Origin of the sequence: Nonomuraea sp. NPDC050643, from assembly GCF_040654715.1 — a bacterium.
GTDB lineage: Bacteria > Actinomycetota > Actinomycetes > Streptosporangiales > Streptosporangiaceae > Nonomuraea.
The window spans coordinates 73182-91263 of the sequence record NZ_JBFAIM010000031.1; the positions used below are offsets into that span (position 1 = coordinate 73182).

The 18082-nt window shown below is 71.4% G+C and carries 18 protein-coding genes; 9 read left to right on the forward strand and 9 right to left on the reverse strand.

Annotated features, from left to right (window positions below):
- The first annotated feature begins 4 nt into the window (after positions 1-4).
- The 6 genes from AB0I15_RS35010 (at position 5) to AB0I15_RS35035 (ending at position 7159) form a co-directional block, all read left to right on the forward strand.
- A complete protein-coding gene (locus tag AB0I15_RS35010) occupies positions 5-1354 on the forward strand; it encodes a HAMP domain-containing sensor histidine kinase (protein ID WP_358105076.1) in 1350 nt (449 codons plus the stop codon).
- A gap of 41 nt (positions 1355-1395) precedes the next feature.
- On the forward strand, positions 1396-2427 hold the full coding sequence (locus AB0I15_RS35015; RefSeq protein ID WP_358105079.1) for a lytic polysaccharide monooxygenase: 1032 nt from the start codon (positions 1396-1398) through the stop codon (positions 2425-2427).
- A gap of 159 nt (positions 2428-2586) precedes the next feature.
- Entirely contained in the window at positions 2587-3957 is a 1371-nt protein-coding gene (locus AB0I15_RS35020; protein WP_358105082.1) for a Dyp-type peroxidase, read from the forward strand.
- A gap of 138 nt (positions 3958-4095) precedes the next feature.
- Positions 4096-4779 (forward strand): GAP family protein, encoded by a 684-nt coding sequence (locus tag AB0I15_RS35025; protein ID WP_358105086.1) that lies wholly within the window; start codon positions 4096-4098, stop codon positions 4777-4779.
- A gap of 70 nt (positions 4780-4849) precedes the next feature.
- Positions 4850-6646, forward strand: a complete 1797-nt coding sequence (gene nhaA, locus AB0I15_RS35030) for a Na+/H+ antiporter NhaA (protein WP_358105089.1) — start codon at positions 4850-4852, stop codon at positions 6644-6646.
- A 45-nt stretch (positions 6647-6691) separates the two neighbouring features.
- Positions 6692-7159, forward strand: coding sequence for an LPXTG cell wall anchor domain-containing protein (locus tag AB0I15_RS35035; protein ID WP_358105092.1), 468 nt, complete (start codon positions 6692-6694; stop codon positions 7157-7159).
- A 126-nt stretch (positions 7160-7285) separates the two neighbouring features.
- Here AB0I15_RS35035 and AB0I15_RS35040 read toward each other — a convergent pair whose 3' ends face one another.
- Positions 7286-8050: an NAD(P)H-binding protein gene (locus AB0I15_RS35040; protein ID WP_358105095.1), complete on the reverse strand. Its 765-nt coding sequence runs from the start codon at positions 8048-8050 to the stop codon at positions 7286-7288.
- An 80-nt stretch (positions 8051-8130) separates the two neighbouring features.
- On the opposite strand from AB0I15_RS35040, the gene AB0I15_RS35045 reads away from it, so the two are divergent.
- The gene (locus tag AB0I15_RS35045) at positions 8131-8487 is read left to right on the forward strand and encodes a hypothetical protein (RefSeq protein WP_358105098.1); all 357 of its coding nucleotides are present in this window, start codon (positions 8131-8133) and stop codon (positions 8485-8487) included.
- On the opposite strand, the gene AB0I15_RS35050 is transcribed toward AB0I15_RS35045, so the two are convergent.
- Entirely contained in the window at positions 8474-8926 is a 453-nt protein-coding gene (locus AB0I15_RS35050) for a hypothetical protein (protein WP_358105101.1), read from the reverse strand. The genes AB0I15_RS35045 and AB0I15_RS35050 overlap by 14 nt on opposite strands.
- Positions 8927-8972: 46 nt before the next feature.
- Here AB0I15_RS35050 and AB0I15_RS35055 point away from each other — a divergent pair, with 46 nt between their 5' ends.
- Positions 8973-9944: a YafY family protein gene (locus AB0I15_RS35055; RefSeq protein ID WP_358105104.1), complete on the forward strand. Its 972-nt coding sequence runs from the start codon at positions 8973-8975 to the stop codon at positions 9942-9944.
- A 49-nt stretch (positions 9945-9993) separates the two neighbouring features.
- Positions 9994-10851 (forward strand): hypothetical protein, encoded by an 858-nt coding sequence (locus AB0I15_RS35060; RefSeq protein WP_358105107.1) that lies wholly within the window; start codon positions 9994-9996, stop codon positions 10849-10851.
- On the opposite strand, the gene AB0I15_RS35065 is transcribed toward AB0I15_RS35060, so the two are convergent.
- The 7 genes from AB0I15_RS35065 to AB0I15_RS35095 are packed head-to-tail and all read right to left on the reverse strand — an operon-like array spanning position 10841 to position 17845.
- Entirely contained in the window at positions 10841-11830 is a 990-nt protein-coding gene (locus AB0I15_RS35065) for an ABC transporter ATP-binding protein (RefSeq protein WP_358105110.1), read from the reverse strand. The genes AB0I15_RS35060 and AB0I15_RS35065 overlap by 11 nt on opposite strands.
- Positions 11827-12798, reverse strand: coding sequence for an ABC transporter ATP-binding protein (locus AB0I15_RS35070; protein ID WP_358105113.1), 972 nt, complete (start codon positions 12796-12798; stop codon positions 11827-11829). Before AB0I15_RS35070 ends, AB0I15_RS35065 begins: the two co-directional genes overlap by 4 nt.
- Positions 12795-13625, reverse strand: coding sequence for an ABC transporter permease (locus tag AB0I15_RS35075; protein WP_358105115.1), 831 nt, complete (start codon positions 13623-13625; stop codon positions 12795-12797). Before AB0I15_RS35075 ends, AB0I15_RS35070 begins: the two co-directional genes overlap by 4 nt.
- Complete coding sequence (locus AB0I15_RS35080) at positions 13622-14602, reverse strand: ABC transporter permease (protein ID WP_358105117.1); 981 nt, start codon at positions 14600-14602, stop codon at positions 13622-13624. Before AB0I15_RS35080 ends, AB0I15_RS35075 begins: the two co-directional genes overlap by 4 nt.
- On the reverse strand, positions 14599-16203 hold the full coding sequence (locus AB0I15_RS35085; RefSeq protein ID WP_358105120.1) for an ABC transporter substrate-binding protein: 1605 nt from the start codon (positions 16201-16203) through the stop codon (positions 14599-14601). Before AB0I15_RS35085 ends, AB0I15_RS35080 begins: the two co-directional genes overlap by 4 nt.
- The gene (locus tag AB0I15_RS35090) at positions 16200-16910 is read right to left on the reverse strand and encodes a PIG-L deacetylase family protein (protein ID WP_358105123.1); all 711 of its coding nucleotides are present in this window, start codon (positions 16908-16910) and stop codon (positions 16200-16202) included. The genes AB0I15_RS35085 and AB0I15_RS35090 overlap by 4 nt, the downstream gene beginning before the upstream one ends.
- Positions 16907-17845, reverse strand: a complete 939-nt coding sequence (locus AB0I15_RS35095) for a GNAT family N-acetyltransferase (protein WP_358105125.1) — start codon at positions 17843-17845, stop codon at positions 16907-16909. Before AB0I15_RS35095 ends, AB0I15_RS35090 begins: the two co-directional genes overlap by 4 nt.
- Positions 17846-18082: the final 237 nt, after the last annotated feature.

The window sequence follows — 18082 nt, forward strand, 5'->3', positions numbered from 1 at the left end:
CGCGATGAGGAGGACGCTGGCGGTGCTGATGGTCGCCGTCACCTCGATGGTCGCGCTGGCCTTCCTGGTGCCGCTCGCGCTGATCGTCAGGGAGACCGCGCAGACCAGGGCGGTGGCCGCCGCCGAGCGGCAGGCGTCGGCGCTGGTGCCGGTGCTGGCCCTGACGACCAGGGACGCCGATCTCGGGCTCGCGATGGCCCGCACCGAGGCGGGGCGGCGCGGCCTGCTGGCCATCCACGTCAAGGGCGGTGCGACGGCGGGCGCCGGCCGCGCCCCGGCGGCGGAGGTGGCCAGGGCCGCCGAGCAGACCAGGGCGAGCACGGTCGAGCTGGGCGGCGGTTACGTGCTGCTGCGGCCCGTCGCCCTGGACGGCGGCAGAGGCGCGGTGATCGAGGTGTTCGTCCCCGCCGACGATCTCAACCGGGGCGTCCTGACCTCGTGGGCGGTGCTGACCGGGGTGGCCGTGGTGCTGGTGCTCGGCTCCGTGCTGGTGGGCGACCGCCTCGGGGCCCGGGTCGTACGGGCCACGCGCCGGCTCGGCACGGCCGCCACCGCGCTCGGCTCAGGCGACCTGCGCGAGCGCATCTATCCCGACGGGCCGCCCGAGCTCAAGGCCGCCGCGACCGCGTTCAACGCCATGGCGAACCGCGTCACCCACCTCCTGGCGGCCGAGCGGGAGCTGGCCGCCGACCTCTCCCACCGGCTGCGCACGCCGCTCACCGCGCTCAAGCTCAGCCTGGACCAGCTCGGGCCGCAGGCGGAGCCCAGCAGGCAGGCGCTGGCCCGGCTGGAGAGCGAGGTCACCACGATCATCTCCGCGGCCCGGCGACCGGCGCGGGCGGCCTCGCCCTTCGGCGGGGCGTACGGAGCCTCGTCTTCCGGCGGGGCGTACGGGGTTTCGTGCGACGCGGCGGAGGTGCTGCGCGAGCGGCTGACGTTCTGGTCGGCGCTGGCCGAGGACCAGCGGCGGCCGTGGGAGCTGGTCGGGGCCACGCTGCCGGTGCGGGTGCCCGTAGCGGCAGGCGAGCTGACCGCGGTGGTGGACGCGCTGCTCGGCAACGTCTTCCGGCACACGCCGGAGGGGACGGCGTTCAGCGTCACGCTGCACGAGGGCCAGGACACCGTGGGGGTGCTGGTAGCCGACGCGGGACCGGGCATCCCGGATCCGGCGGCGGCGCTGGAGCGGGGCAGCAGCGGGAGCGGGTCCACGGGGCTGGGGCTGGACATCGCGCGCCGGCTGGCCGAGTCGACCGGCGGGGTGCTGCGGGTGGATCGGTCGTCGCTGGGCGGGGCTCAGGTGCAGGTCTGGTTGCGGCCTGAAAAGGTGTCTAAGGCAGCCTTAAAGGAGGCTTAAGGGCGATATTTCGTGCTTTCGGGTGCTCCAATGTGGGCTGCATGCAGATCAACCGCAAGGCGTTCGTCGCCACCACCCTGGCCGCCCCCACGCTCCTCGTGCTCGCCGTCGCCCCTGGCACGGCCCTCGCGCACGGCACCATGAGCAACCCGCCCAGCCGGACCATGGTCTGCTACAGCGAGGGCCCGGAGAACCCCAGGTCGGCCGCCTGCAAGCAGGCCGTCGCGACCGGCGGCACCCAGCCCCTCTACGACTGGAACGAGGTCAACATCGCCGACGCGGCGGGCCGGCACCGCGAGATCATCCCCGACGGCAAGCTGTGCAGCGCGGGCCGGGACAAGTATCGCGGCTTCGACCAGGCCAGGGCCGACTGGCCGGCCACGACCATGACGAGCGGCGCCACGCACACGTTCCGGTACCGCGCGACCGCCCCGCACAAGGGCGCCTTCGAGCTCTACATGACCAAGGACGGCTACGACCCCACCCGGCCGCTGAAGTGGTCGGATCTGGAGGCCAAGCCGTTCCACACCATGCAGAACCCGGCGGTGACCGACGGCCACTACACGATGACGGCCAAGCTCCCCGCCCGCCAGGGACGCCACCTGATCTACGCCATCTGGCAGCGCGGCGACAGCCCCGAAGCGTTCTACTCCTGCTCGGACGTGGTCTTCGGGCAGAGCAACCCCGCCCCCGCCCCGACGCCGACCGGCACCCCGACCGCCACCCCTAAGCCGACCCCGACCCCGACTGCGACCGCGACCGCCACCCCCAAGCCGACGCCGACCGCCACCCAGCAGCCCGGTGACGGCGCCGCCCTGTCGGCGATCAACGCGGGCGTCGGCGTGGCCCCCGCCACCGCCAGGCTGGGCGCGCAGGTGAAGGTGACGGCCGTGTGCGGCGGCTCCCAGGTACGCGACGTCACCTCGAACGCCTTCACCACGGCACGTACCCGGCCCGCCGCCACCACGGCCGCGTGGTCGCCGAATCTGCGGACGGCCAGGGCCGGGACGTTCGCCGTGACCGTGCGCTGTGTGAACGGCGGCATGGCGAGAACCGCCCTGACCGTCAATTGATCGGGAAATCCAACCTGCCTCTTTTCCAGGAAACTTTCCCGCCCTTCCGGGAGTCGTACAGACGGGCGCGTTGAAAGACCGGGGATTCGTGGGGAGCGATTCACCGGAAGACGCGCAAGGGGGCCCGATTTCATCGGGAAACGGGGAAAGGATTCGGCAATGCCGGTCGATCTGAACAATGCACGACCCCTGGCCTGGGACTCGGCCACGCTCGACGCGGACACCAAGGCGATGCTCGACGATCTCCAGCCGAACATCCTGCGCGCGCACGTACGCGAGCACCTGTCCGTGCTGTTCGTCCGGTTCAACGACGTGGCCGAGGGCAAGGCGTTCCTCCGCCACGTCGCGACCACCAAGATGAAGTCGGCCCGCAGGCACCTGGAGGAGGTGCGCGACTTCGCGGCCGGGCGCCGCCGCGGCACTCCATACGTGGGCATCGGCATCAGCAAGGCCGGCTACCGCGACCTCGGCCACTCGGTCGAGGACGTGCGCAGGTTCGGCGACCCGGCCTTCCGCGACGGCATGAAGCGGCGGGTCGGCCTGGTCGACGACCCGAAGGTGGAGGAGTGGGAGCGCGTCTACCAGCGTGAGATCCACGCCGTCATCCTGATCGGCGACGCCGACCCGGGCCCCGTCGGCAGGCTGCGCGAGGAGATCCTCGGCGCGCTGCCCGACAGCGCCAGGCTCCTCGGCGAGGAGACCGGCCAGGGCATGCGCAACCCGGCGGGCGACGGCATCGAGCACTTCGGCTATGTCGACGGCCGCAGCCAGCCGCTGTTCCTCAAGGACGAGGTGGACAGGGAGCCGAAGGAGCACTGGGACCCGGCGTTCCCGCTGAGCAACGTCCTGGTCCCCGACCCCTTCGCGCCCGACCCCGTCCGCCACCACGGCAGCTACCTGGTGTTCAGGAAGCTGGAGCAGAACGTGCGGGCGTTCAAGGAGATCGAGCGCGACCTGGCCGACGGCCTGGGCCTGACCGGCGCCGACCGCGACCGGGCGGGCGCCATGCTCGTCGGCCGCTTCAAGGACGGCACCCCCCTGACCAGCAGGCGCAGGGCGGCCGGCGGGCCGGTGGGCAACGACTTCACCTTCGACGGCGACGACGGGTCCAAGTGCCCGTTCAGCGGGCACGTCAGGAAGACGAACCCGCGCTCGTTCGGGCGCGAGGTGCTGATGGCCCGGCGCGGGCAGACCTACGGCGAGCGCGCCGACGCGCCGTGGGACGACTCGCCGCCGGAGGACCGGCCGAGCGGGGAGGTCGGGCTGCTGTTCATGGCGTTCAACTCCAGCCTGCTCGACCAGTTCGAGTTCACGCAGCAGAGCTGGGCGAACAACGCGGACTTCGAGAACCCGGCGACCGGCCACGACCCGGTCATCGGGCAGGGCGAGCGCGACATCAAGGTGACCTTCCCCAAAGTGTGGGGCAAGCCGGAGATGTCGCTCCCGCAGGCCCAGGTGGCGCAGACCGTCATCATGAAGGGCGGCGAATACTTCTTCGCCCCCTCCCTGGCCTACCTGCGCGACCTCTGAGGCCCGGCCGGGGACGGCGCGCCCGTCCCCGGCCGTCTCCCCCGGCCATCTCCCCCGGGCCGTCTCAGCAGAAGGATGTACACCGGTTTCAGCCCGCTGGAGGAGGAACCGCCCGGCTGCGCCCAGCATGATCGGTACATGACCCTCGGACTGCTGCTCACCCTCGCCGCCCTGGCGATCGTCGACAGCACCAGCTTCGGCACCCTCGGCATCCCCGTCTTCCTGCTGCTGACCTCGGACAGGTCGCGGACGTCGCGGTTACTGATCTACCTGGCCACCTTGGCGGGCTTCTACTTCCTGGTGGGGGTGGCGCTCATGCTGGGACTGTCCACGGTGATGGACCGCTTCGGCGACGCGCTGCACAGCCGGCCCGCGTACATGGTGCAGCTCGCCGTGGGCGTGGGGCTGTTCCTGCTGAGCTGGCGGTTCGACCCGAAGTGGCGGGCGAAGCGGGGCAAGCCGGCGCGCCGGTTCGAGCCGCGGGTGGGCGGTCCTCGGGTGATGGTGCTGCTGGGGCTGACCGCGGGGGCGCTCGAGGTGGCCACGATGGTGCCGTACCTGGCCGCGATCGGCATGATGACGACCTCCGGGCTGGCCGCCGGGCAGTGGTTGCCGCTGCTGGCGGCGTACGTGCTGGTCATGTTCCTGCCGCCGCTGGCGCTCATGGCGCTGCGCGGGGTGGCGGGCGCCTGGCTGGAGCCGAAGCTGGAGTGGTTGCGCGCGTGGCTGAGCAAGCACGCGGAGTCGGCGGTGAGCTGGCTGATCGCGATCGTCGGGTTTCTGCTGGCCCGCGACGCGGCGTACTACCTGTTCTTCACCTGACCTGGCCGTACCTGGTCGGTGGCCGCGAGGCGGGCGGTCATAAGATCGGATCTCCGGGGGGAGATCTGTCATGTTGCGGGCGTTCCTGAGGACCGAGGCGGGCAGCACCAGCGTGCTGCTCGTCGCCACCGTGCTGGCCCTGCTGTGGGCGAACTCGCCGTGGGCCGAGACCTACGAGGCCTTCTGGCACACGCCGATGGGGCTCTCCTTCGGCGACGCCACGTTCTCGCTGGACCTGCGGCACTGGGTCAACGACGGGCTGATGAGCATCTTCTTCTTCCTCATCGGGCTCGAGGTCTCCTACGAGGTGCGGCTGGGGCAGCTCAGGGACCGGCGGCTGATCGCCGTCCCGGCGGTCGCGGCGCTCGGCGGGATGATCGTGCCGGCCGGGGTCTACCTGCTGCTCAACTTCGGCGGGGCCGGGGCCGGTGGGTGGGGGGTGCCGATCGCCACCGACACCGCGTTCGTGCTGGGCCTGCTCGCCGTCGTCGGGGCCCGCTGTCCCGATCCGCTGCGGGCGTTCCTGCTGACGCTGGCCATCGTGGACGACGTGCTGGCGATCATGATCATCGCGTTCTTCTACACCGCCAGCCTCTCCGTGCCCGCGCTGCTCACGGCCGCACTGCTGCTGGCCGCCATCGTGACCCTGCGGTGGCTGAAGATCTGGCGGGCGCCGGCGTACATCGTGCTGGGGTTCGCGCTCTGGGTGGCGACGCTGGAGAGCGGCATCCATCCCACGCTGGTCGGCATCGCGCTGGGGATCCTCGTCTTCGTGTACGCCCCCACCGACCAGAAGCTGCTGCTGGCCGGCGAGGCGATGCAGGAGTTCACCAGCGAGCCCAGCGCGCAGGCCGCCAGGGAGGCCACGCGGCGCGTGCAGCGGGCCGTCTCCGTGAACGAGCGGCTGCAGCTCCGCCTGCACCCGTGGAGCAGCTACGTCATCGTGCCGATCTTCGCCCTGGCCAACGCCGGGGTGCGGCTCGACGGCGAGACCCTGCGGGCGGCGGCCACCTCACCGGTCGCGATCGGGGTGGCGCTGGGCCTGCTGCTGGGCAAGTTCGTCGGGATCTCCCTGGGCACGTGGCTGCCGCTGCGGCTCGGGTGGGGGATCCTGCCCGGCAACCTGGTGTGGGGGCAGTTGCTGGGCGGGGCCGCCGTGTCCGGGATCGGGTTCACGGTGGCACTGTTCATCGTGGACCTGGCCTTCGAGGACTCGGCGCTGCACGATCAGGCGAAGATCGGGATCCTGGCGGGGTCGCTGCTGTCCGCCGTGCTGGGGTGGGTGATCTTCCGGCTGGCGTGGGACAGGGGCGGGGTGTGCGCGCCTCCCGACGCCGAGCCCGCCGAGGACCTGCCCACCCTCCTCGCCGAACCGGTCGGCCCCGAAGACCACGTACGCGGGCCCGAGCACGCCAAGGTGACGATCGTCGAATACGGCGACTTCGAGTGCCCCTACTGCGGGCGGCTGCACCCGATCCTGGAGGAGCTGCGCAGGAAGGAGCCGGACGTGCGGCTGGTGTTCCGGCACTTCCCGCTGCGCACCCTGCACCCGCGGGCCGCGGCCGCCGCGATCGTGGCCGAGGCCGCGGCCGACCAGGGGCGGTTCTGGGAGATGCACGACATCCTCTACGACAACCAGCGCTTCCTCACCGACGCCGACCTCGAGCATTACGCCGCCGAGCTGGACGTCGACCCCTGGGCCGACGTGCCCCGCCACGTCGCCAGGATCGGGCGCGACGAGGAGTCCGGCCGGGCGGGCGGCGTACGCGGCACCCCGACGCTCTTCCTGAACGGCGTGCGCTATGAGGGCGGGCTGGACCTGGGTTCGATCACCCGAGCGGTGGAAGAACTACGCCAGTCGTCGTAGCGTAACGAATCGCGTTTCCTATCCCCCCTTGGAGTTGTCTCTCAGATGGCCTTCTCCGTCATCATCAACATCCTCATCATGATCGTGCTGGGCTTCGTGCTGCTCGGAGGCGCCGGCCTGATGCTCGCGCGCAGGCGGGAGCACGGCCGCGGCGCCATGCTGGGCGTGGCGGGCTGTGTCGTGCTCCTGCTGGGCGTGCTGTTCAGCGGCTTGGGCGCCCTCTGGCTGCCGAGGATCATCCAGGAGCTCGGCGCCGGATCCGAGACGGTCATCGTGCTCTACAACCTGGTCAGCGTGCTCTTCCAGGCCACGGGGACGGCGTTGCTGATCTTCGCGGTGGTCGCCCGGCGGAACCCGCCCCAGCAGCCCGAGGGCCAGTGGCCCGGCCAGCCACAGCCCGAGTGGAACCAGCCCCCGTCCCACCAGCCCCCGTCCCACCAGCCCCCGTCCCACCAGCAGCCTCCCGGCTGGCAGACGCCGCCGCGGCCGCCCTTCGGCGACGGCCAGGGGTAGCCGGCCTGGGCTGGACGGCCGGAATCGGACAGCCGGGGCTGGACGCCCTGGGTCAGACGGCCCTGGGCAAGACGGCCCCGGGTTGGACGACCCCGGGTTGGACGGCCCCAGGTTGGACGGCCGGGGTCAGCGGCCGCTCAGGTAGTCGCTCCATGTGATCTCGCCCGACCTGGCCTTCGTGGTCAGGTGGCCCGCTCTGAAGGCGCGGCCGAGCGCGCCGGGCAGGCGCAGCCGGAGCACGGGCCTGCGCAGCCCGCGGGCCTGGAGCCAGCCTCCGGCCGCCTCGGCCATCGTCAGCACCTCCGGCCCGCCGAACTCCACCGTCCCGCCGGGCTCCCGCTCCACCAGCGCCGCCAGGTACGCCGCCACGTCCCGCACGTCCACCGGCTGCGCCGGGATCCCCGGATCGGCGACCAGCACCCCGACCCGCGCCAGGCCACGGAACGCCTGGTCGACGAACTCGTGGAACTGCGTCGCTCGCACGACGGTCCAGGGCACGCCACCGGCCTGGACGAGCCGCTCGGCGCGGGCCTTCGTCCGGAAATATCCCCAGGGCACCCGGTCCACGCCCACGATCGACACGTAGACCAGGTGCCGTACGCCGGCCCGCCGAGCCGCCGCGAGCAGCGCCGACGTGCCGCCGAGTTCAACCTTGAGCGTGTAGCGGCCCCGGTAGGGCGCCGTCGCCAGGTGCAGGACCACGTCCACGCCGGTCACGGCCTCGGCCACGCCCTGCCCGGTGGCCAGGTCGGCCGTCACCCAGCGCACGCCGCCCGCCGGGGCACGCGGCGCGCGGCTGACCGCCCGCACCTCGTGTCCCGCCCCGGCCAGCCTGTCCAGCACCGCGCGGCCGAGCCGCCCACTGCCTCCTGTTACGAGTACGGATGTCATGTCACCTGGACGGCGGGGCAGGGGGAAGTGTGACAATGGTGGCGTTATTCGCCACACTCCGCAGCGGGTCTGAGGGGATCATGAATCGCGAGCAGCACGGCCGGCCAGAACCGGATCCCAACCAGACGATCAGGCACCGCTACCCGCACCCCGGCCCGACACCTCCGCAAAGCCCACCGCCGCGTCACCAGCAAGATCCTCAGCAGGGCCCGGCGGACGCGCCCTACACGCAGCGGCTTCCGTACACGCCGGACATGCTGCCCGACGTTCCCCTCTATGAGGCCAAGCCGCAGAGGTCGGGCTGGTGGTGGGTGATCGTGGCCGGTGGTCTCGTGCTGCTCATCGCGGTGGTGGCCGTGGTGGCGATCCTGTTCGTACGGAGCAACGCCGGCACCGGCTCGCGGGCCCTCCAGGCCGAGACCGTCACACTCGGGTGAAGTCCATCGTCCAGTTCGTCTCCCACGTCTCCCCGTCGTCGTCGCTGTAGGCCTGCTCCCACCGGGCGGCGTCCTCACCCTGCACCGTCCAGACGAACCGGCAGCGCACCGGCGCGCCCTCGTGGGTCTCCTCCCCGTAGAACTCGCCCCTGCCGTCTTCCCACGAGCCCACCATCGGCCGGGTGTCGAGCATGCCCCTGGAGCTGCTGGCCCAGTAGATGGACCACTGCCGGGTCACCGGGTTGAACACGCGCACGGTCAGCCCCTTGAACCCCTTGGTCGGGAACGCGACCTCGTCGAAGCTGGCGCCGCCGTCGAAGTGCCGGGTGGCGACCGACTCGCCGGGGAACTCGTCCCATTCGTCACTGCCCGCGAGAGGCTTCACGAGCCGGCGGCTGAGGACGTTCCAGTGGCCGGCGAAGAAGTCGAAGTCGTTCATGGGGAGAACCGTAAGCCCGGGTCACTGACAGGTAGTGTCAGTGATTATGCGTGCTTCCCGCCTGGTCTCGATCCTCCTGCTGCTGCAGACGCGCGGCCGGATGACCGCGCAGGAGCTGGCCGGGCGCCTGGAGGTCTCCGTACGCACCATCTACCGCGACGTCGACTCCCTCCACTCGGCCGGCATCCCCCTCTACGGCGACGCGGGCCCCAGGGGCGGCTACCAGCTCCTCGACGGCTACCGCACCAGGCTCACCGGGCTGACCTCCGACGAGGCGGAGTCCCTGTTCCTGGCCGGTCTGCCCGGTCCGGCGGCCGAGCTGGGCCTGGGCGCGGTGGTGACGGCGGCGCAGCTCAAGCTGATGGCCGCACTGCCCGTCGAGCTGCGTGACCGGGCGGGGCGCATCCAGGAGCGCTTCCACCTCGACGCGCCCACCTGGTACCGGGATCAGGAGCCGGTGACCTATCTGCCCGCCGTGGCGGACGCGGTCTGGAACGAGCGGCGGATCCAGGTCCGATACCGCCGGTGGAAGGCGCCGCAGGAGGTGGAGCGGCGGCTGGAGCCGTACGGGCTGGTGGTGAAGGCCGGGCGGTGGTATCTCGTGGCGGGGGTCAACGGAGAGGCGCGGACCTACCGCGTCTCGCAGATCCTCGACCTGCACCCGCTGGCCGAGGGCTTCACCCGGCCGGCGGGGTTCGATCTGGCGGCCTACTGGCAGGGCTACCTGGCCGAGTTCGAGGCCCGGCTGCGGTGGGGTGAGGCGGTGCTGCGGCTGTCGCCGCGCGGGATCCAGCGGCTGGCCGACCTCATGACGCCGGGGATGGTGACGGCCGCCAGGGAGAGTGCGCAGCCGCCCGACGAGGAGGGGTGGACCCGGGTGACAGTGCCGATCGAGTCGATCGAGCACGCGCTGGGCGAGTTCCTGCGGCTGGGCCTGGACGTCGAGGTGCTCTCCCCCGCCGAGCTGCGTGAGCGCCTGGGCGCCACCACACGGGAGCTCGCCGAGCGTTATCGCTGAATTCTGGGGATATCTCCTGCGAAGGCATCCCCCGCAGAGAGCACGCGCCATGGAGCTCCACGAGCGCCTGCTGGTCCAGGTCAGTGCCAGGGACGTCTACGACGCGGTGGCGCTGGCCGGGAGTCCCGGCTCCGGCCTGGTCTTCAGCGGCCAGGCCGCGCACGACGCGGTCCGCATGGTGCGCCGGCACGGCTACGACGGCCCCGTCCTGGCCGACCGCCGCCGGTACGCCGGGTCGGCGCGGGTCCGGGGCACGGCGCGGCTGTCGGCCGACTGGATCGCCGACCAGGTGGAGTCGGGGGTGACGACCCCGCTCACCGATTCCGGATATATCGGCAAAGGGGACCAGGAAGCGCTGCACGCCGTCCTGGAGCAGGCCGTGCAGTGGGAGGGCGTCATCGCGGTGCTGCCCCTGCACGCGCGGTGGCTGGCCGAGGACCGGACGACGCTCACGAGGACGGTCACCGACTACGGCGTGCCGGTGGCGCTGGTCGTCGAGGACGGGCCGGCGTACCGGCCGCTGCCGTTGCCGCTCCTGTCGGCCGGGGTGGAGGCGCTGGCGGCGCTGGCGTACGGGGCGGAGTGGGCCGCGGTCGGCGTGCGGGAGGTGCTGCGGCACCTGTACCCGGAGCCGCACGAGGCGCGCGGCGGCTGGCGGCGGGGCGGGGCGCGCAGCGCGTTCGTGCCCGAGCGGCTGGCGTTCGTGCCGGTCGAGCGGCTCGGGGAGGGCACGTGCGGCTGCTCCGCCTGCCACGGCCGCCCGCTGCGCCATCTGTCCGGGGCCGAGGAACTGGTGGTGAACACGCACAACGCCAGAGTCCTGCACCGCCTGCACAACCGCCTGCTCCGCTCCACCCACCGCGAGCAGTGGTGGCACGACCTCATGGCGGCGGCGCTCACGGCGTGAGCGTGGCCGCCTCCTGCCAGCAGTGGGTCCAGCGGCCCTCGCCCAGCTCCGTACGCCCCGGCGCCTCGGTCGAGCACACCGGCAGCGCCACCGGGCAGCGCGGATGGAACCGGCACCCGCCCGGCGGGTCGATCAGGCTGGGCGGCTCCCCGTGCCGTTCGCCGGCGGGCGGACGGACCCGGTCGGGATCGGGCGCCGACTCCAGCAGCAGCCGCGTGTACGGATGCCGCGCCCCCTGCGTGAGCGCCTCGCCAGGCCCGCTCTCGATCAGCCGCCCCGCGTACATGACCGTGATGTCCTCGGCGAAGTACCGGGCGCTGGCGATGTCGTGCGTGATGTACAGCAGCGCCAGCCCGCTCTCCCTGGCCAGCCCCTCCAGCAGTCGCAGCACCCCGAGCCTGATCGACACGTCCAGCATCGACACGGGCTCGTCGGCGATCAGCGCGAGGGGCCGCACCGCCAGCGCCCGCGCGATCGCCACCCGCTGCCGCTGCCCGCCGGACAGCTCGTGCGGCAGCTTGTCCATGAACTGCTCGACCGGCGTGAGGCTGACGCGCTCGAGCAGTTCGGCGATCAGCTCCCGCTCGTGGGCCTCGGACCGGGCGTGCCCGTGCACGCGCAGCGGCCTGGCCAGGTGGTAGCGCACGCGGTGGAAGGGGTTCAGCGAGGCGAAGGGGTCCTGGAAGACGAGCTGGACCTGGCGCCGGTAGTCCTTGAAGGCGGCGCCGCGGTGGGCGCGTACCGGCTCGCCGCGCAGCAGCACCTCACCTGAGGTGGCCGGATAGACCTGCGCGAGCAGCCGCGCCACCGTGCTCTTGCCGCAGCCGCTCTCCCCGACGAGCGCCGTCACCGAGCCCGCCCGCAGCGCGATCGACACGTCGTCCACGGCACGCACCGGTGGCCGTCTGCCGAACCGGCCGCGAGGGCCGCGCGCGGCGGTGAAGTGCTTGGTGAGGTTCCGGCCCTCCAGGATGATCATGACACTCCCGTCCCGTCGTTCAGCAGGCACGCCACCCCGTCGCCGAGCACGGGCACGACCGACGAGCACGCCGCGACCGACACCCCGCACCGGGGGTGGAAGGCACAGCCCGGAGGCGGTGACCGCAGGTCGGGCGGGGTGCCGGGGATGCCGAGCAGCTCCTCGCGGGGCCCGTGCAGGCGAGGGAACGAGCGCAGCAGCCCCACCGTGTACGGATGCCGCGCCCCCTCGTGCAGCCCCCTGGCGGTGCCGATCTCCACGACCCGGCCCGCGTACATGATGGCGATCCTGTCGGAGATCTCCATGAGCAGCGACAGGTCGTGGGTGATGAAGACGACCGCGAAGCCGTACTCCTCCCGCAGTGCCCTGATCTCGTGGAGGATGTCGCGCTGCACCACCACGTCGAGCGCGGTCGTCGGCTCGTCCATGATGATGACCTCGGGGTTGAGCGCGAGCGCGATGGCGATCGCGGCCCGCTGCCGCATGCCGCCCGACAGCTCGTGCGGGTAGGACCGGCGCCGGTCGGCGCTGATGCCGACGCGCCGCAGCAGCTCCGCCGTCCGCTCCGCGCGCTCGTCCCGTGACATGCGCGGCGCGTGCGCGCGCAGCACGTCGTCGATCTGGGCGCCGACGGTCCCGACCGGGTTGAGCGAGTTCATCGCGCTCTGGAAGACCACGGCCAGCTCCTTCCAGCGGAAGGCGCGCAGCTCGTTCTTCTGAAGGGTGAGCACGTCCACGGCCGTGCCGTCCTGGCGGTGGTAGACGACCGACCCCGAGGTGATCGCGGCGGGCGGGCGCAGCAGCCGGGCCACGGCGCCCGCGAGCGTGGACTTGCCGCTGCCGCTCTCCCCTGCCAGCCCGAGGATCTCGCCGCGCCGCAGGTCGAGCGAGACGCCGGTGACGGCGTGCACGGTGCCGCTGCCGGACAGGTAGTCGACGCCGAGGTCGCGGATCTCCAGGACGTTCATGCGCGAGCCTTCCGGGGGACCTTGATCGTACGCAGCCGGGGGTTGGCGATCTCGTCGATGCCGAAGTTCACCAGGGCGAGGCCGGTGCCGATGAGGGCGATGCAGAGCCCCGGCGGGATGAACCACCACCAGGCCCCGATGAGCAGCGCCTGCCCGTTCTGGGCGAAGTAGAGCATGCTGCCCCAGCTCACGGTGGACAGGTCGGCCAGGCCGAGGAACGACAGCCCGGCCTCGGCCAGGATCGCCGCGACCACGGTGGCCAGGAAGCTGGTGGCGATGACGGGCAGCAGCACGGGCAGGATCTCGAAGAAGACGATCCGCAGCGGCCCCTCGCCGGTGGCCCTGGCGGCCTGGACGAAGTCGCGCCGCCGTACGGACAGGGTCTGGGCGCGCATCACCCGGGCGCCCCAGGCCCAGCCGGTCACCGCGATCACCACGGCCACGGAGGCGACGCCGCGCTGCGGCAGGTAGCCGGCCAGCACGATGATCAGCGGCAGCGCGGGCAGCACGAGGAAGATGTTGGTCAGCACGGACAGCACCTCGTCCACCACGCCGCCGACATAGCCGCCGACCAGGCCGACCGCGACCGCCAGCACGGTGGCGATGACGGCGGAGAGCAGGCCGACACCGAGCGAGACGCGCGCGCCGTACACGATCTGGACGAGGACGTCCTGCCCGGTCTGGGTGGTGCCGAGCCAGTGCGCGGCGGACGGGCCCTGCAGACCGGCCTCGCTGGTGGCGGCGGGGTCGGCGCCGATGAGCGCCGGCCCGGCGATCGCCATGAGCGCGAAGAAGGCGAGGATCCCGGCGCCGATCTTGATCTTCATTCGGACTCCTGCCTGGTCCGGGGGTCGAGCAGCACGTACGCCAGGTCGGCCAGGAAGTTCGCGACGAGCACGGCCAGCGAGATGACGAGGAAGATGCCCTGCATGAGCGGGAAGTCCTCGTTCTCCACGCCCTTGAGGAGCATCGACCCGATCCCCGGGTAGGAGAACACGATCTCCGTCAGCACCGAGCCGCCCACCACGAAGCCGAGCGAGAGGGCGAAGCTGGTGATGTTGGGCAGGATCGCGTTGCGGGCGGCGTAGGCCCACATGACCCTGCGCGAGGTCAGCCCCTTGGCCTCGGCCATCACCACGTAGTCCTCGCCGAGCGTGGTCACCATGACGTTGCGCATGCCGAGGATCCGGTCGGCCATCGAGGCCACCACGATCGTGACGGCGGGCAGCGCCGCGTGGTAGGCCACGCTGCCCGCGAACTCGCCGGTCAGGCCCGGCATCACGTCCAGCCCGTACGCCCGGCTGGCCGGGAACCACTGCAGCGTCACCCCGAAGACGAACACCAGCGCCAGCGCCACCCAGAAGTACGGCACCGCGTGCATGAACGTGGCCGCCGGCAGCACCCCGTCCAGCCAGGTGCCCCGCTTCCAGGCCAGCAGCACGCCCAGCGAGGTGCCGATCAGGTAGCTGATCAGCGTGGCCACGCCGACGAGCCCGACCGTCCACGGCAGGCTCTCGGCGATGACCGTGGACACCTCGGCCGGGAAGAACGTGATCGACCGCCCCAGCTCTCCTCGCGCGAGGTTGCCCAGGTAGTCCAGGTACTGCTGCCACAGGCTCGCGTCGCTGAGCCCGAACGCCCGGCGCATCGCGTCGATCGCGGCCGGTTCCACGTTGCCCTTCATCCTGGCCACCAGCAGCTCCACCGGATCGCCCGGCATGAGCCGGGGGATCAGGAAGTTGAGCGTGACGGCGGCCCAGGCCGTGAGCAGGTAGAACCCGAGCCGCCTGGCCAGGAACCTCACTTCTGGGCCGGCTTCAGGTGCAGGAGCACCACGGCCGCGTCGGGCGAGGTGTACGGCGACGGCATCGCGTACGGGTCCTGCTCCGACGGCCAGCCCACGTATTTACCCGTCCGGTACTGCGCCCACGACGGGCTGTAGAACAGCGGCAGCGCCGGCGCCTTCTCCACCATGATCCTGCCGAGCCCCTGCGTGGCGCGCTGCTGCTCGGCCTCGTCCTCGGTGGCGGCGTACGCGTCGATCAGCCGGTCGGTCTCGACGTCCTTCCACCGCTGGTAGTTGCCCGTCGCCGCCTCACCGACCGGCTCGGCCAGCCCGCCGAAGAGCATCGAGCGCATCTGGTAGTACGGCGTCGGCCCCGACGCGGTGGCCCGGATCGACAGCTCGAAATTGCCCTTGCCGACCTTGGACACCCAGTCCTGGAACGCCACGCCCCTGGTCTCGACCGTGATGCCGACCTTGGCCAGGTCCTCGCGGATGAGCTGGGCGGCGTTGACCCAGTCCGTGAACGGCGACGGCACCAGCAGGGTGAACTTGAGCTGCGCCGGATCGACGCCCTTGAGCAGCTCCTTGGCCTTCTCGACGTCCACCTTGAACGCGGCGCCCCGGTATTCGGGCGGCACGTACGCCTCCCCGCCCGGCATCGGCACCCCGGTCGGGTGCGCGACCTTCGTGTACCCGCGCTCGGCCACCCGGACGATCTTGTCCCGGTCGATGGCGAGGCTGATGGCGTGCCGCACCTCGGGCTTGGCCAGCACCGGGTTCGTCAGGTTCGGCAGCAGCGTCACCACGCCCTCGGGCGGGAAGTAGAACTTGTTCAGCTCAGGCTTGCCCTGCACGTAGATCTTCTGGATGTCCGGCACGAACGCGCCCGCCCAGTCCACCTCGCCCTGCTGCAGCGCCGTCTGCACGGCGTTGGCCGTGTACGCCGGGAACCGCAGCACCGGCACCTCGGGCTTGCCCGGCTGCCAGTAGGACGGGTTCTTCTCCATCTCGTAGAGCTGCGCGGAGAACTTCGACAGCTTGTAGGGCCCGGTGCCGACCGGCTTCGGGTTGGTGAAGGTGACCGGGTCCGCCTGCTTGTCCCACAGGTGCTTCGGCACGATCGGCGAGTTGCCGGCGATGTTGAACAGCTTGGCGTAGGAGGTGTTCTCGAAGTCGACGCGCACCCGGTCCGGCGCCAGCGCCCGCGCCGCCTCGATCTCCAGCGCGTTCCTGTTGAGCTGCGGGTGCTCCTTCAGCATCTGGAACGTGAACGCCACGTCGTCGGCGGTGAACGGCTGCCCGTCCGACCACTTCACCCCCTGGCGCAGGGTGAACGTCACCGATTTGCCGTTGTTCGACCAGGCGTGGTCGAGCGCCAGCCAGGGCGTGATCTCGCCGGGCCTGAGCTTGTTGAAGTACAGCAGGGTCTCGTGGATCATCCCGCTGGTGCCGAAGTTCACGCCTTCGAGGTGGTAGGGGTTGAAGTCCTCCTGGAACGTGCCCGCGTCCACGGCGTGGATCACCAGGGGTGGCGCGCTCGTGCCGCCTGGTCCGGAGGGTGCGCTGCTCGAACAACCGGCGACGGTCAGCGCCGCCAGGACCGCCACGATGCGTTTCATGAGGGGGTCGCCTTTCCGAAATACCTCGTCCGGAGATCGCGCGAGCCCCTGGGAGCGGCGAAGGCCTGGGCGCGCTCGAATCCGGCTGGTGCGCCGCGCACGGTCGTCAGCGCACGGTAGTAGTCGACGTACGGGAAGCCGTAGGTCTCGCCTCTGGCGTAGGCGTAGCAGGTGATGGCCCGCGACCAGATCTCGTACGCCTCCTCGGTCAGCTCGACGAACACGTCGGGCACGTAGCCCTCGGCGTCCTCCCAGTTGTCGGCGTAGTAGAGCTCGCCCGCCCAGGAGGCGGGGAGCTCACGTTCGAGGGTCTTCAGCCCGCCGTAGAAGCGGGCGTCCTCGACGATCCGGTGGGTACGCGCGTGGTCCTTGTGGATGGACGCGCTCCAGTGGGTCAGGATCACCTCCGGCCGCAGCTCCCTGATGAGGTCGCCGACACGCATCTTGACCTCCTCGTCCTCGGGCAGCAGGCCGTCCTCGTAGTCGAGGAACCTGACCCCGGCGCCGATGCGGCCGGCGAACGTCTCGGCCTCCTCGCGCTTCTGCTTGGCGTAGTCGGCGACGGACAGGCGGGGATGGCCGCGCTCGCCGAGCGTCAGATGCAGGAGCGTGGCCCGGTCGCCGCGCAGGACGTGCTGAGCGAGCACCGCGCCCGCCGTCAGGTCGAGGTCGCCCGCGTGGGCGCCGATGGCCAGGACGTGGGTCATGCCGTGCTCCGCCTCATCACGTGGAACCGTCTGGTGATCGTGTAGCCCGCCTTGGTGTAGAGCCGGCCCGCCGGGCTGGTCTCGCCGGTCCACAGGAACCACGCCGAGTGCAGCCCCTCGGCCCGCATCCTGGTCATGGTGAGATGGAGCAGGATCTTGCCCAGGCCGGTGCCGCGCTGACCGGGGTCGACACCGAAGGGGCCGAAGCGCTCGGGGATGCCGCGGTAGGCCGCGTACAGGGCGAAGCCCACCAGGTGCTCTTTTGTCGCGATGACGATGCGTTCGGGGTCGTGGTGCCGCCTGATCGCCTCTCCCCAGTCGGGGTTGAAGACGTCGGCCGCGTAGCGGATCAGCTCGGGCAGTTCGCCCACGGCGGGGCTGCGGAAGGCGTACCCGGCCGCCTCCCGCTCGGCGCGCAGCGCGTGCACCTCGGCCGGGGTCCGGTAGCCGACGAGCGTCCCGTCCATGGCGACCGGCGAGTACAGCGTCCGGAACCCCAGCCCTTCCAGCAGCCGGTACGCGTCCGGGTAGAGCTCGACGTCGATCCCGGGCAGCACATAGTTCGGCGTATAGGACGAAAAATCGACCTTCGTCCGGCCAAGGCCCTCCAGGAACGCCAGCGCCTCCGTCACCAGCCGCCGCCCGAGCCCGCCGCCGCGGTGCCCGGGGACGACGAAGAAGAACGGGATCCAGCCGGTGTCCGGCTCCAGGTCAGTGCCGGGGGCCAGGGGGACGAGGCGGCGGACCGCGTACGCGCAGCCGGCCACCCGCCCGTCCGCCACGGCCACGCGCAGGCCCTCGGGGTCGAAGTTGGGGTCGAGCAGCACACAGTCCCGGAACCAGCCGGACGTGGTCGGGTCGCCGGGCATGCTGCGGTTCCAGGCGTCGACCAAGGACGTCTCGTCGCCGGACACGAAGGCGCGGACAGTGACCATGGGGGTGGTCCTTTCACCTGCGGCTCTCCTGCCACAGCTTTCCCACTGTCAACCGCCCAGGTCAAGACGATTCGGTAGAAATTTTCTCCTTTTACGGAGATTTTGGAAATTTCTTTCGGCTGCGGTATGTATGGAATCTTGCGCCCGGTCATCGGCGATTAGGACGATCATGGGCTGGAAATAAGCCCTGTCGGAAGAATTTGGGAGCGCTCCCGAATGCCCTCCCCCTCTGACCGA

Bases quoted from the DNA above. Each gene is read 5' to 3' on its own strand.
- AB0I15_RS35010 (WP_358105076.1), top strand. From the start codon at position 5: ATGAGGAGGACGCTGGCGGTGCTGATGGTCGCCGTCACCTCGATGGTC.
- AB0I15_RS35015 (WP_358105079.1), top strand. From the start codon at position 1,396: ATGCAGATCAACCGCAAGGCGTTCGTCGCCACCACCCTGGCCGCCCCC.
- AB0I15_RS35020 (WP_358105082.1), top strand. From the start codon at position 2,587: ATGCCGGTCGATCTGAACAATGCACGACCCCTGGCCTGGGACTCGGCC.
- AB0I15_RS35025 (WP_358105086.1), top strand. From the start codon at position 4,096: ATGACCCTCGGACTGCTGCTCACCCTCGCCGCCCTGGCGATCGTCGAC.
- nhaA (WP_358105089.1), top strand. From the start codon at position 4,850: ATGTTGCGGGCGTTCCTGAGGACCGAGGCGGGCAGCACCAGCGTGCTG.
- AB0I15_RS35035 (WP_358105092.1), top strand. From the start codon at position 6,692: ATGGCCTTCTCCGTCATCATCAACATCCTCATCATGATCGTGCTGGGC.
- AB0I15_RS35040 (WP_358105095.1), bottom strand. From the start codon at position 8,050: ATGACATCCGTACTCGTAACAGGAGGCAGTGGGCGGCTCGGCCGCGCG.
- AB0I15_RS35045 (WP_358105098.1), top strand. From the start codon at position 8,131: ATGAATCGCGAGCAGCACGGCCGGCCAGAACCGGATCCCAACCAGACG.
- AB0I15_RS35050 (WP_358105101.1), bottom strand. From the start codon at position 8,926: ATGAACGACTTCGACTTCTTCGCCGGCCACTGGAACGTCCTCAGCCGC.
- AB0I15_RS35055 (WP_358105104.1), top strand. From the start codon at position 8,973: ATGCGTGCTTCCCGCCTGGTCTCGATCCTCCTGCTGCTGCAGACGCGC.
- AB0I15_RS35060 (WP_358105107.1), top strand. From the start codon at position 9,994: ATGGAGCTCCACGAGCGCCTGCTGGTCCAGGTCAGTGCCAGGGACGTC.
- AB0I15_RS35065 (WP_358105110.1), bottom strand. From the start codon at position 11,830: ATGATCATCCTGGAGGGCCGGAACCTCACCAAGCACTTCACCGCCGCG.
- AB0I15_RS35070 (WP_358105113.1), bottom strand. From the start codon at position 12,798: ATGAACGTCCTGGAGATCCGCGACCTCGGCGTCGACTACCTGTCCGGC.
- AB0I15_RS35075 (WP_358105115.1), bottom strand. From the start codon at position 13,625: ATGAAGATCAAGATCGGCGCCGGGATCCTCGCCTTCTTCGCGCTCATG.
- AB0I15_RS35085 (WP_358105120.1), bottom strand. From the start codon at position 16,203: ATGAAACGCATCGTGGCGGTCCTGGCGGCGCTGACCGTCGCCGGTTGT.
- AB0I15_RS35090 (WP_358105123.1), bottom strand. From the start codon at position 16,910: ATGACCCACGTCCTGGCCATCGGCGCCCACGCGGGCGACCTCGACCTG.
- AB0I15_RS35095 (WP_358105125.1), bottom strand. From the start codon at position 17,845: ATGGTCACTGTCCGCGCCTTCGTGTCCGGCGACGAGACGTCCTTGGTC.